8 protein-coding genes and 1 pseudogene are annotated in these 12,708 nt (G+C 69.2%); 6 read left to right on the top strand and 3 right to left on the bottom strand.

Annotated features, from left to right (window positions below; genetic code table 11):
* Positions 1–15 precede the first annotated feature (15 nt).
* Positions 16–612: pseudogene (locus ACEOAB_RS05330) on the bottom strand (ATP-dependent Clp protease proteolytic subunit).
* 172 nt (positions 613–784) lie between these two features.
* Between ACEOAB_RS05330 and ACEOAB_RS05325 the strand changes: the two are divergent.
* Positions 785–1,306, top strand: a complete 522-nt coding sequence (locus ACEOAB_RS05325) for a hypothetical protein (protein ID WP_413749898.1) — start codon at positions 785–787, stop codon at positions 1,304–1,306.
* Positions 1,307–1,310: 4 nt separating this feature from the next.
* Here the strand turns inward: ACEOAB_RS05325 and lolD are convergent, their stop codons facing one another.
* Both lolD and ACEOAB_RS05315 read right to left on the bottom strand, forming a co-directional pair.
* Complete coding sequence (gene lolD, locus ACEOAB_RS05320; RefSeq protein WP_056586181.1) at positions 1,311–1,988, bottom strand: lipoprotein-releasing ABC transporter ATP-binding protein LolD; 678 nt, start codon at positions 1,986–1,988, stop codon at positions 1,311–1,313.
* Complete coding sequence (locus ACEOAB_RS05315) at positions 1,981–3,237, bottom strand: lipoprotein-releasing ABC transporter permease subunit (protein ID WP_413313782.1); 1,257 nt, start codon at positions 3,235–3,237, stop codon at positions 1,981–1,983. The genes lolD and ACEOAB_RS05315 overlap by 8 nt, the downstream gene beginning before the upstream one ends.
* A 142-nt stretch (positions 3,238–3,379) precedes the next feature.
* Here ACEOAB_RS05315 and ACEOAB_RS05310 point away from each other — a divergent pair, with 142 nt between their 5' ends.
* The 5 genes from ACEOAB_RS05310 to ACEOAB_RS05290 all read left to right on the top strand — a co-directional run bounded on the left by ACEOAB_RS05310 (position 3,380) and on the right by ACEOAB_RS05290 (position 12,612).
* On the top strand, positions 3,380–4,342 hold the full coding sequence (locus ACEOAB_RS05310; protein ID WP_413749899.1) for a hypothetical protein: 963 nt from the start codon (positions 3,380–3,382) through the stop codon (positions 4,340–4,342).
* Complete coding sequence (gene recJ / locus ACEOAB_RS05305; protein ID WP_413749900.1) at positions 4,339–6,150, top strand: single-stranded-DNA-specific exonuclease RecJ; 1,812 nt, start codon at positions 4,339–4,341, stop codon at positions 6,148–6,150. The genes ACEOAB_RS05310 and recJ overlap by 4 nt, the downstream gene beginning before the upstream one ends.
* Before the next feature lie 132 nt (positions 6,151–6,282).
* Complete coding sequence (locus tag ACEOAB_RS05300; RefSeq protein WP_495653519.1) at positions 6,283–7,092, top strand: SDR family NAD(P)-dependent oxidoreductase; 810 nt, start codon at positions 6,283–6,285, stop codon at positions 7,090–7,092.
* Between the two features lie 188 nt (positions 7,093–7,280).
* Complete coding sequence (locus tag ACEOAB_RS05295) at positions 7,281–11,432, top strand: WGR and DUF4132 domain-containing protein (RefSeq protein ID WP_495653518.1); 4,152 nt, start codon at positions 7,281–7,283, stop codon at positions 11,430–11,432.
* Positions 11,433–11,475: 43 nt separating this feature from the next.
* On the top strand, positions 11,476–12,612 hold the full coding sequence (locus ACEOAB_RS05290) for an ATP-binding protein (RefSeq protein ID WP_413750918.1): 1,137 nt from the start codon (positions 11,476–11,478) through the stop codon (positions 12,610–12,612).
* Positions 12,613–12,708 lie beyond the last annotated feature (96 nt).

Raw genomic sequence — 12,708 nt, 5'->3', positions numbered from 1 at the left:
ACGCGGGCTCGGACTTCAGCCCTTCAACTCGGTCTTGCGCTGGATGATGCGCGAGACCAGGCCGTACTCCACGGCCTCCGCAGCCGACAGCCAGCGGTCGCGCTCGATGTCGGCCAGCACCACGTCGATGGGCTTGCCGGTCTCGCGCGCGATCTCGTGCGCGATGCGCTGGCGGGCCTTGATGATTTCCTGCGCCTGGATCGCGATGTCCGTCGCCTGCCCGCCTGCGCCGCCGCTGGGCTGATGGATCAGGAAGCGCGTGTTTGTCAGTCACACGCTGCGCTCGGGCGGCGCGGCCAGGAACAGGTGCGTGGCCGCGCTGCCGACCCAGCCGGTGCCGATCATGTTCACCGGCGCGCTGATGAAACGCACGATGTCGTGGATGGCATCGCCCGACTCCAGGTGCCCACCGGGCGAGCTCACGAGGATGTCGATGGGCTTGTCGGCGCTGTCGGCATCGAGCGCAATGAGCCGGCGCGTCACGTCGGCGGCCACCGAATCGGTGACGGTGCCGAAGATCAGCAGCGTGCGCGACTTGAACGCTTTCTCCTCCAGGTAGGAGTTGCGCGGCTCGGCGGTGGCCGCGGGCTTGGTGTCGTCTTCGGATTCCATTGAGAACATGGGCAGCATGAAGCAGGCTCCTGTGGTTTTGGACTGTCGGACTATTTGACGGACTAGCCCCCAGTTTCGCGACATTTCAATCAATGGCAAGCTGCTCAGGTACTCGGCGAGCGCCATTTCTCGCCATGGCTGATCCAGCGCGCCCCGGAGGCAGAATCCGGCAATGAACAAAAGCCTGCGGGGGATCTCTGGTGCGCTCTATGTCGGGGTTCTTGTCGCCGTGTTGCTCGCCGCACTCAGCACTTTGGCACTCATCCCGGAGACGAAAAAAGAAGATCTTTCGCGCACTTCGGGATTGTTCATGGGCATCGAACCGGGGAAGGGACGTGCGCGATCCATCAACTACGCGGTCGTCGAGTCCGATGGCAATTCCCGGCAGCTCGCCATCGATGCATGCGAACAACAGATCGCCCAACTGCCGAAAGGCACTCCCGTCATCACGCTGCACGATGACCACACGCTCTTCGAGATCGCAGCGAATGGCCAGTTGCAATGCACCTATGCGGCCACTGTCCAAGCCAGGGCAGAAAAACGAAGCGACAACCTTCGCTGGACCCTCTCAGGCGCAGCAGGGGGCATCCTGCTCGCACTGCTGTCCATCTGGTCACGCTGGCGAACCAACCGCCATCTGACGCAACTGCGGGCCGCCATGCAACGCCGCGAAGCCAGCAGCGCTGATCAGTAGCGGCTCACCCCGCCAGCCGCCCCGCCACCAGCTGCAGCACCCGGTCGCAGCGCTTCGCCAGGTCCTGGTCGTGCGTGACCATCACGAACGCCGTGCGATGCCGGTGCGCGAGGTCGAGCATGAGCGCGAACACCGTGTCCGCCGTGCTGCGGTCGAGGTTGCCGGTGGGCTCGTCGGCCAGCACGCAGGCCGGCTGCGTGACCAGCGCACGCGCGATCGCCACGCGCTGGCGCTCGCCGCCCGACAGCTCGGCCGGACGGTGATGCAAACGCTGGCCCAGGCCCACGCTTTCGAGAATCTTCGCCGCCGACTGCGCGGCCGCATGCGGCTCCACGCGGCGGATCTTCAGCGGCATGGCCACGTTGTCGAGCGCGCTGAACTCGGGCAGCAGGTGATGGAACTGGTAGACGAAGCCCAGGTGCTGGTTGCGCAGCCTTCCCTGCTCCGCCGGATCCGCGTGCGCAATATCTTTGCCGAGCAGCTCGACCTTGCCCGTCGTGGGCGCATCGAGCCCGCCCATCAGGTGCAGCAGCGTGCTTTTGCCGGAGCCCGAGGCGCCGACGATGGCCAGTGTTTCGCCGGCATGCACGTCGAGGTCCACGCCGTGCAGCACGGTCAGGTCGAGCCTGCCCTCGTGGAACCGCTTGGTCAGTCCACGGGCCTTCAATACAACTTCACTCATAGCGCAGGGCTTCGGCGGGGTTCACGCGGCTGGCGCGCCAGCTCGGGTACAGCGTGGCGACGAAGGCCAGCACCAGGGAAATGATCGCGATCGGCACGATGTCGCTTTGCTGCGGATCGCTCGGCATCTTGCTGATCAGGTAGATGTCCTTCGGCAGGAAGCTCGCATGGAACAGCTGCTCCAAGAAGGGCACGATCACGTCGATGTTGTAGGCGATGCCCAGGCCCAGCAGCAGGCCGGCCACGGTGCCGATCACGCCCACCATCGCGCCCTGCACCACGAAGATGCCCATGATGCTGCGCGGCGAGCTGCCCAGCGTGCGCAGGATGGCGATGTCGGCGCGCTTGTCGGTCACGGTCATCACGAGCGTGGAGACGAGGTTGAAGGCCGCCACTGCCACGATCAACGTGAGGATGATGAACATCATGCGTTTCTCGACCTGCACGGCCGCGAACCAGGTCTTGTTCTGGCGCGTCCAGTCGCGGATGAGGAACTCGCCCGGCAGGGTCACTGCGAGCTGGTCGGCCACGTCGCGCGCCTCGTTGAGGTTCTTGAGCTTCAGGCGGATGCCCGTGGGCCCTTCGAGACGGAACACCTTGGCCGCGTCCTGCTCGTGGACCATGGCGAGCGCCGAGTCGTATTCGTAGTGGCCCGAGTCGAAGGTGCCGACCACGGTGAACTGCTTCAGGCGCGGCACCACGCCCGCCGGCGTGACCTGCCCGCCCGGCGCCACCAGCGTGACCTGGTCGCCCGGCTGCACGAAGAGCGAACGCGCCAGCTCCGCGCCAAGCACGATGCCGAATTCGCCCGGCACCAGCTTGTCGAAGGTGCCCTTGGAGGCGATGCCGTTGATGTCGGTGACTTCGGGCTCGAGCTTGGGATCGATGCCGCGCACGATGGTGCCCTTCATGTCCTCGCCGCGCGCAATGAGCGCCTGCGTGTTGATGAAGGGCGCTGCGCCGACCACCTCGGGGTTCTTGCGGGCAGCGGCCGTAATCGTGTCGAGGCTTTGCAGCGCCTGCCCGTCGCGCGAGAAGATCTCGATGTGCGACACCACGCCGAGCATGCGGTCGCGCACTTCCTTCTGGAAGCCGTTCATCACACTGAGCACAATGATCAGCGCCGCCACGCCCAGCGCGATGCCGAGCATCGAGACACCGGAGATGAAGGAGATGAAGCCGTTGCGCCGCGTCGCCCGGCCTGCGCGCGTGTAGCGCCAGCCGAGCTGCAGTTCATAGGGAAGTCGCATCAAATTCCCCGCCGAGCCGCCTCAAGGGGAATTTGCCCACCCTCGGGGGGCGGCGAATACACGAAGTGAGGAGCGAGGGGGTAGGTCATCGGCGGAATTGTGGCATCCCGGATACCCTGAGGGCTTCCCGGACAATAGGGAGATGGCCGAAACCCTCCCACGTCACCTGTTGATTCCCTTTGCCGGCCGCGGTTCCCCTGCATGCCGCGCTGCGCTGCCCACCTTGCGGCTCGCCAATCTCGAAACCTTGCTGGCGCGGCTCACGCTGGCCGATACCGACACGCAGGACGAAAGCACGCGCTCGCCTCCGCACGAACGCGCGCTGGCCCGGGCAGCGGGCATCGCCGCGGCCGACGGCTGCATTCCCTGGGCTGCGCTCGAAGCGCGGCAACTGGGCATCGCCGCGCCCAACGACCCTGAAGGCTGGGGTCTCGTCACGCTGTGCAACTGGCAGGTCGGCATCGACGACGTGGTGCTGGGCGACCCGTCCGCCATCGAGATCGACGCCGCCGAATCGGCCGCGCTGCTGCAAGCCGCGCGCCCCTTCTTCGAGGAAGACGGCATCGCGCTGCACCCCTCCCCCGTACCCGGCCGATGGCTGGCGCGCGCCCCCATCTTCGACGGCCTGGCCACCGCCTCGCTCGACCGCGCGGTGGGCTACCCGATCTCGCAGTGGTCGCCGCTCGGCGACTCGGCACGGCCGCTGCGCCGCCTGCAGAACGAAATGCAGATGCTGCTGTACACCCAGCGCGTGAACGACGACCGCGCCGCGCGCGGCGTGCCGCCCATCAACTCCTTCTGGCTCAGCGGCACCGGCGCACTGAAGCACGAGGTTGCGCCCGCAGCTGTGCCGGCAGTGAGCGATGCACTGCGCGAAACCGCCCTGCGCGACGACGGCATGGGCTGGGCTGCCGCCTGGCACGCGCTGGACGCCGGCCCGGTCGCCTCGCTGCTGGCCGGCTACACAGGCGGCGCCGAGGTGTCCCTCACGCTGTGCGGCGATCGCGCGGCGCAGCGCTACACCGTGCAGCCGCGCGGCCTGGCTGGCTGGGCCAGGAGCCTGTTCGACCGCAAGCGCGCATCGGTCGTGCTGGAGTCGCTATGAAAATCATCGCCAGGGAGATCCCGCCGCGCACCGTCTGGGCGCTGGAGCAGGCCGGCGTGCACCCGCTGCTCGCGCGGCTGTTCGCCGCCCGCGGCGTGCGTGCCAAGGAAGAACTCGACGATGGCCTCGCGCGCCTGCTGGCGCCCGACACGCTGCGCGGCACGCACGAGGCCGCGGTGCTGCTGGCCGACGCCATCGCGCAGGACAAGCGCCTGTGCATCGTCGCCGACTACGACTGCGACGGCGCCACCGCCTGCGCGGTCGGCGTGCGCGGCCTGCGCCTGCTGGGCGCGAAGCACGTGAGCTACCTCGTGCCCGATCGCGTGGTCGACGGCTACGGGCTCACGCCGCCCATCGCCGAGCGCGTGGCCGACAGCGGCGCCGACATGCTGATCACCGTCGACAACGGCATCGCCAGCGTCGAAGGCGTAGCCGCCGCCAAGGTGCGCGGCCTGCAGGTGCTGGTGACCGACCACCACCTGCCCGGCCCCGAGCTGCCGTCGGCCGACGTGCTGGTGAATCCGAACCAGCCCGGCTGCGAATTCGAGAGCAAGAGCATCGCTGGTGTCGGCGTGATGTTCTATGTGCTGCTGGCGTTGCGCTCCGAGCTGCGCAGGCGCGGTGTGTTCGACACGCCTGCGCCCGCCGCCGGGCCGCCCCAAGGCGGGCCAGCCTCCCCCTCGGGGGGTGGCGAAGCACACGAAGTGGCAAGCCGGGGGGCAGGCAAACCGCAGCCCAAGCTCGACGCGCTGCTGCCGCTGGTCGCACTCGGCACCGTGGCCGACGTGGTGAAGCTCGACGCCAACAACCGCCGCCTCGTGGCACAGGGCCTGCGCCGCATCCGCGCCGGTTCGATGCCTGCCGGCGTTGCCGCCTTGTTCAAGGCCGCGGGCCGCAATGCCTCCGTCGCCACCACTTTCGACTTCGGCTTCGCACTCGGCCCGCGCATCAACGCCGCCGGCCGGCTGGCCGACATGACGCTGGGCATCGAATGCCTGCTGACCGACGACGCGGGCCGCGCCGAGGAGCTCGCGCGCATGCTCGACGGCATCAACCGCGAGCGGCGCGACATCGAGGGCGGCATGCGCGACCAGGCGCTGCTGCTGGCAGAGTCGCTGTTCGCCACCGATGGCGAGGGCATCGAAGCGCCGCCGCCGGCCATCAGCGTGTTCGACGCGGGCTTCCACGAAGGCGTGGTGGGGATCGTGGCCTCGCGCATCAAGGACCGCTTCCACCGGCCGACCTTCGTCTTCGCCGCGAGCGGCGCGCCCGGCAAGGAGCAGGAACTGAAAGGCTCGGGCCGATCGATTCCGGGCTTTCACCTGCGCGATGCGCTCGACCTCGTGGCCAAGCGCCATCCTGGCGTGCTGCTGCGTTTCGGCGGCCATGCGATGGCCGCCGGCTGCACGGTTGCGCGCGAGCACTTCGAGACCTTCGAGAAAGGCTTCGCGCAGGTCGCCGGCGAATGGCTGGCCGAAGCCGCGCTCACGCGGCAGATCGAGACCGACGGACCGATCTCGCGCGAGTACATGCGCATCGACCTCGTCGACACGCTGCACCGCGAGGTGTGGGGCCAGGGCTTCGCGCCGCCCACCTTCAGCGAAGAGGTGGAAGTGGTGTCGCAGCGGCTGGTGGGCGAGAAGCACCTGTCGCTCAAGCTCAGGCACCAGGGCCAGCCGATCGATGCGATCTGGTTCAGCCACACCGAGCCGCTGCCGCCGCGCGTGAAGCTGGCGTTCCGGCTCGATGCCGATGAATGGCAGGGCGTGCGGCGACTGCGGTTCCTGGTCGAAGGGGCGGAGTTCTAGGGTCTGTCTCTGGAAAAGCCTGCAATCGCATGCCATGGCGGGCGGGCAGTCGGGACGGATTCCTACGCGTGCGGCAAGCCGGCGTTCCTAGGGTGGCCCAAGAAGGTTCATCCACTTCATCAGGAGACCGACATGCAACCCAACGACATCCGACCCCTTGCGGTGGTGACCGGCGCTTCGTCCGGCATCGGCTTTCAGCTCGCGCTGCTGGCCGCGCGCCGGGGCCACGACCTGCTGATCGGCGCCGACGAGCCGCTGGAGCAGGCCGAGACCGAACTGCGCGTGCTCGGGGCCAACGTGGTCGCGGTGCGTGCCGACTTCGCCACGCGCGACGGCGTGGACACGCTGCTCGCTGCCACCGAAGGCCGCCCCATCGCGGCACTGTTCGCCAACGCCGGGCACGGGCTGGGCCACGGCTTCCTCGACCAGGACTTCCACGACGTGCAGCACGTCATCAACACCAACATCACCGGCACCATCTACCTCGTGCAGTGCGTGGGCCGCGGCATGCGCGAAGCCGGGCAGGGGCGCATCCTGATCACCGGGTCGATCGCGGGGTTCCAGCCGGGCAGCTTCCAGGCCGTGTACAACGGCAGCAAGGCCTTCATCGATTCGTTCGCCATGGCCCTGCGCAACGAGCTCAAGGGCACCGGCGTCTCGGTCACCTGCCTGATGCCGGGCGTGACCGACACCCACTTCTTCGCGCGCGCCGACATGCTCGACACGCGCGTGGCCCAGCAGAGCGACAAGGCCGACCCGGCAGAGGTGGCCCGGGCCGGCTTCGAGGCGATGATGCGCGGCGAAAGCGGCGTGATCGCAGGATGGCGCAACAAGATGCAGGTGGCGCTGTCGCGCGTGATGCCGGCGCCCAGGCTGGCCGAGCAGCACCGGCGCATCGCCGAGCCCGGCAGCGCGGAGCAACAGGCCAGGCCCTTCGTCTGACCTTTTCTTCCGGGGCGCGGCGCTCCGGCGGGCGCGGCTACGGGGGCCGCCATCGGCGATCCTGCGGCAGGTGAATATTTTTTTCGTATTCGCCGACACGCAAAGCGAAATCTTCTCGTTACTCGGGGCCGAGCTTTCACGCCGGCCCCTTATCCTCTGCGGCGAACATACAGGAGGATGTTTTTTCCATGCGCCGCTTTGAACTGATCGAGGGAACCGCCAGCAAATTCTGGGAAGTCGAGCAGGTAGACGCCGAACTCAATATCCGCTGGGGCCGCATCGGCACCGCGGGCCAGAGCCAGACCAAGTCGTTCGCCGACGCCACCAAGGCCGCCACCGCGCTGACCAAGCTGGTGGCCGAGAAGACGGGCAAGGGCTACGCCGAAGTGGGCGTGGCGGCCGGCACGGCCATCGGCAAGACCGAGGCGAAACCGAAGGCCGAGACGGCAACGGAAAAGACTGCGGCCCCGCCCGCCGCGAAGGCCGCCGCGAGCGCAGAGGCTGCTGCCGCCCCCACCGAAGGCATCGACAGCCAGGCCGACCGCGTGTTCGAAACCGTGCGTGCGCAGATCGAGGCCGGCACGCTGACCGCCAGCGACACGCTCTCCACCGCAACGCTCAAGCGCCAGCACGGCGTGGGCGAGCAAGGTGCGGCGCTCGCCTTCAAGCGGCTTCAGTCCGCGGGCCTGCTGTACGGCTGGGGCACCAGTTGCGCACCCCCCAAGAACGCCCAGGCCATCGCGAAGGAACTGGGCGCCAATGCATCGGCCGCGTCGTCCGTGGCCCTGGCCGCGCCCGCCGCCGACCTGCCGCCCGCGGACGGGGACACGCCGCCCTGGCTCGCCGCCGGCACGCCCATCCGGCTCTCGCCCGACATGCAGCGCGCAGCCTTCCCTTCGCGGCGCTTTCCGCCAAAGCCCGTCGACGAAACGGCGAGCCCCGCCGCGGCCTGGCTGCCGGTGCGGCGCAAGCTCAGCCTCGACGTCGACATGAGCAGCACCGACGCGGCCTTGCGCGCGGTTGCCCAGCGCGTGATCGACCGCGGCACGCAGCCCTCCCCCGCGGCCGATGCCGAGGCCGACACCCTGCTGCTGGCGTTCGCGCTGGGCACCGGCGGCAACTACAACGCAAACGAGATGGGCGAAGTGGTGGTGCACTACCTCGTCAAGCAGTACGGACTGCCGGACACCATCGACATCCTGCTGGCCGCCCAGCAGATCGAAGTGCAGTCCACCTACGACCGGTCGACGAAGAAGCACCAGTACAGCTTCTGCGCCACCGTCACCCGCCAGATGGGAAGCTCCTACTACGGTCCGCTGGGAACGGGCGAACAGGCGCTGCGCGTGCACCTCTCGCTGGCCGCCCCCGAGGTCTGGCAGGAGTGCCGCAACCGCATCGAGGCCGGCCTGCCCAAGGTCCACCCGGCCCGCCAGCCCGTGCTGGCGATGCTGCTGCCCGACGCCCCCGAAATCTCCAACGCGCTCGTGCACACGCTGGCGGCCGACAAGAACACGACCGAGAACATGCACTGGCTGCTGCTGACGGCCACCGACCCCGACGCCATCGCGCTGGCCGCGAAGGTCCGCCTGAGCTATTCGAGCGGCTTCTGGGGCAGCGGCTCCATGACGAGCACGCTGGTGCAGGAGCGCGGCGTGGATGCCGTGCCGGTGCTGGAGCGCGGCGCCGCGGACGACCACGCGGGCGACGCGCTGGCCTGCATCGGCACGCCCGACGCCGTGCTCGCGCTGGCCCGCGTGGCGGGCAGTTCGAAGGGCGCGCTGGCGCGGCTGGCGCTGGCCGTCGACCGCTGGCCGATGGCGGCCATTCCCGCGCTGTCGCGGCTCGTCGCGGCCGGCGGCAAGGACGCCAACCTCGTCACGCCCGGCCTCACGCGCCTGCTGCGCGCGCATGGCCCTGCCCTGCCCACCCTGCGGCCCTGGCTCGATGCGGGTGCGCAGGCGGTGATCGACCGGCAACTGGCGCTGCTGGCCGGCCCGAGCGAGGTGGCCGATGCAAGCGAACTGCCCGGCGTGCTGGCCGCGCCACCCTGGCTCGCCAAGGTGCAGAAGAAGGCGGCCGGCACCCTGGTGCTGGAGCCGCTGGCATTGGCATCGGTGGAGCAATGGGGCGAAGGCAAGCGCGAGAGCGCGCAGCGCCTGAACTCGTGGCAGACCGGCCGCCACGACACCGCGCGCAAGAGCGTCGACGTGCTGCTCGACGAACTGGGCTTCGACAAGGGCAGGCACAGCCTTGTGCCATTCGCCAAGGCCGCCGCCGCGGCCGTCGCGGCCGGCGACGCCGGCGCGCTGATCACCAGCTGGCGCGAGATGGTGGCCGAGCGGAAGAAGGACCGCTACTACTGGTTCAACTTCCACGCGAGCTTCGTTACGCTGCTGCCGGCGGCGATCGGCGTGCCGTTCTGGAACGCCGTCGCGGGCGAGGCCGAAAGCGACAACATCGGCCTGATCCTGGCCACCCACGGCCTCGCGGTGCTGCCCGGCCTGGTGGCCATGGTGCGATCCAAGCCCGCAGACAACCTCTCGCACGCCCTGAACTACGGCGCCGTCGAGCTGGCCGCGCCGGCCGCGCGCGCCTTCGCCAAGCTCAAGACGCTGCGCGCCGAAGGGCGTGAATGGCTGCTGAAGTATCCCGAGCACAGCGCAGCCGGCCTGATCGCGCCGGCGCTGGGCAAGGCCGGCGAGGCGCGCGACTGCGCGGGTTCCGCTTTGCGCCTGCTGCAGGCCAATGGCCATGAGGCACTGCTGCTCGAAGTGGCTGGCCGCTACGGCAAGCCCGAAGTGGTGGAAGCGCTGCGCGCCGTGCTCGACGAAAGCCCGATCGACCGCTTTCCCACCCGGCGCGCGAAGCTGCCCGAGTTCTGGCAGCCGCGCGGCTGGCGGCGGCCCGTGTTGAAGAACGGCAAGGCGCTGCCCGACGACGCGCTCGACCATCTGGGCCAGATGCTGACCTTTCCGACCAACGAGGAAATCTACGGCGGCATTGCCATGGCCAAGGAGGCCTGCGATGCCGGCTCGCTGGCCGAGTTCGCCTGGGACGCCTTCACCGCCTGGCTCGAGGCCGGCGGCCCCAGCAAGGAAGGCTGGGCCCTCACCGCGCTCGGTCTGCTGGGCAACGACGACACCGCGCGCAAGCTCACGCCCTTCATCCGCGCCTGGCCCGGCGAGGCCGCGCATGCGCGCGCCGTGACCGGGCTCGACGTGCTGGCCGCCATCGGCAGCGACGTCGCGCTGATGCTGCTCAACGGCATTGCGCAGAAGGTCAAGTTCAAGGGCCTGCAGGACAAGGCGCGCGAGAAGATCGACGCCATCGCCGAGGCGCGCGGCCTGAGCACCGAGGAACTCGAGGACCGGCTCGCGCCCGACCTCGGCCTCGACGAACAGGGCACCATGCTGCTGGACTTCGGTCCGCGCGCCTTCAAGGTCGGCTTCGACGAGTCGCTCAAGCCTTATGTGCGCGAAACCGGCGCCGACGGCACGGACGGCGCGCGCCTGCCCGACCTGCCCAAGCCCAAGAAGACGGACGACGCCGAACTGGGCAAGGAAGCCGTCGAGCGCTTCAAGCTGCTGAAGAAGGACGTGCGCACCATCGCCAGCCAGCAGCTGCTGCGCCTCGAGGTGGCGATGTGCGCGCGCCGCCGCTGGACGCCCGAGGTGTTCCGCACCTTCCTGGTCGAGCACCCGCTGGTGCGCCACATCGTGCAGCGGCTGATCTGGGGCGTGTACGCGGTGGAAGGCGGTGCCAGCTATGGCGGCACGCTGCAGGCCTGCTTCCGCGTGGCGGAAGACGGCAGCTTCACCACCGCGGAAGACGATCTGTTCGAGCTGCCCGTGGGCGAGAACATCCGCATCGGCGTGCCTCACGCGCTGGAGCTGCCGGCCGCCGATGCCGCCGCCTTCGGCCAGGTGTTCGCCGACTACGAGCTGCTGCAGCCCTTCGCGCAGATCGGCCGCGACGTCTACACGCTGTCCGACGAGGAGAAGAAGAGCCTGAAGCTGGAGCGCTGGAAAGACGTCAAGGTGCCCACGGGCCGCGTGCTGGGGCTGGCCAACAAGGGCTGGCGGCGCGGCCAGGCGCAGGACTCGGGCTGCATCTGGTACTTCAGCAAGCCGCTGGGCACGAGCCGCGTGATCGAGTTGAGCCTCGACCCCGGCATCATCGTCGGCATGGTGGACGAATACCCCGAGCAGACGCTGGGCCAGGTGCAGGTGGGCCAGCCCTCGGGCTGGGGCGACATGCAGGATGCGGAGGCACTGCACCTGCTCGACCCGATTTCCGCCAGCGAGTTGATCCGCGACATGGAAGGCCTGCGGGCCGCATGAGGCGCTCCGCGGCATCCCGAACAACGACCCGATCGAATCCCAGATGGCCATCACCAGCAAGACCAAAGACACCGGCACGGCACAGCAGCAACTGCAGCGCCCGCCGGCCGAGATCCTCTACGCCGAACAGCTCGCGCGGCTGCGCGCGCAGGACACCGACCCGCGCCCGCCCGGCTGGGTGCTGGGCCTGAAGGCCGCGCGCTCGTTCATCCTCGGCGATGCGGCGCTCGGCATCGCGCCCAAGATCGTCGCGCCGGTGGCCAGCATCGAACGCATGCTCGTCACCCTGGCCACCGGCCGTGGGCTGATGCTGGTGGGCGAGCCGGGCACGGCGAAGTCGATGCTGTCGGAGCTGCTGGCCACGGCCATCTCGGGCGTCTCGACGCTCACCATCCAGGGCGGCGCGTCGATCACCGAAGACCAGATCAAGTACGGCTGGAACTACGCGCTGCTCATCAACGAAGGCCCGAGTCCGCGCGCAATGGTGCCGGCGCCGCTGTACCTCGGCATGCAGCAGGGCCAGGTGGTGCGCTTCGAGGAAATCACGCGCGCGCCGCTGGAGGTGCAGGACTGCCTGCTGGGCATGCTGTCGGACCGCGTGATGGCGGTGCCCGAGCTGTCGGGCGAGCACGGCATGCTCTATGCGCGCGAGGGCTTCAACATCATCGCCACCGCCAACACGCGCGACCGCGGCGTGAACGAGATGAGCGCGGCACTGAAGCGGCGCTTCGACTTCGAGACGGTGTTCCCCATCCTCGACTTCGACCGCGAGCTGGCGCTGGTGCAGGAATCGGCCACGCGGCTGCTCGCGCAGAGCGGCATTCCGAAGACCGTGCCCGCCCCCGTGCTGGAGCTGCTGGTGTCCACCTTCCGCGACCTGCGCGGCGCACCCGCCAAGGGCGACAACGGCAACGCGGGCGACGCGGCGATGGACCGGCTCACCGCCGTGATGTCCACCGCCGAGGCGGTGAACGTGGCGCATGCGGTGGGCGTGCGCGCATGGTTCCTCGAACAGCGCGAGGGCTCGCCGGCCGACCTGGTCGACTGCATCGCCGGCACGGTGGTGAAGGACAACGCCGACGACCGCGCCAAACTGCGGCGCTACTTCGAGCAGAAGGCGGCGAAGCGCAACGGGCCGCACTGGCGCGCGTACTACGACGCCCGCCACCGCCTGCCCTGACATGAGCAAACCCCCAGGCTTCGCGCACTCCGTGTCGCTTCGCCAACCCCCTTGCAGGGGGCAACACCAGCGGCCCGGCAAAGCCGGTTCCGCGGT

Source organism: Variovorax sp. Varisp53, assembly GCF_059491555.1.
The sequence above is the reverse complement of the archived record's forward strand: the minus strand, read 5'-3'. Positions and strand labels throughout refer to the sequence as shown.

What these genes read in the sequence shown, in the direction of transcription:
- lolD (WP_056586181.1), bottom strand. Translation starts at nt 1,988, where the DNA reads ATGAGTGAAGTTGTATTGAAGGCCCGTGGACTGACCAAGCGGTTCCAC.
- ACEOAB_RS05290 (WP_413750918.1), top strand. Translation starts at nt 11,476, where the DNA reads ATGGCCATCACCAGCAAGACCAAAGACACCGGCACGGCACAGCAGCAA.
- recJ (WP_413749900.1), top strand. Translation starts at nt 4,339, where the DNA reads ATGAAAATCATCGCCAGGGAGATCCCGCCGCGCACCGTCTGGGCGCTG.
- ACEOAB_RS05295 (WP_495653518.1), top strand. Translation starts at nt 7,281, where the DNA reads ATGCGCCGCTTTGAACTGATCGAGGGAACCGCCAGCAAATTCTGGGAA.
- ACEOAB_RS05300 (WP_495653519.1), top strand. Translation starts at nt 6,283, where the DNA reads ATGCAACCCAACGACATCCGACCCCTTGCGGTGGTGACCGGCGCTTCG.
- ACEOAB_RS05315 (WP_413313782.1), bottom strand. Translation starts at nt 3,237, where the DNA reads ATGCGACTTCCCTATGAACTGCAGCTCGGCTGGCGCTACACGCGCGCA.
- ACEOAB_RS05310 (WP_413749899.1), top strand. Translation starts at nt 3,380, where the DNA reads ATGGCCGAAACCCTCCCACGTCACCTGTTGATTCCCTTTGCCGGCCGC.
- ACEOAB_RS05325 (WP_413749898.1), top strand. Translation starts at nt 785, where the DNA reads ATGAACAAAAGCCTGCGGGGGATCTCTGGTGCGCTCTATGTCGGGGTT.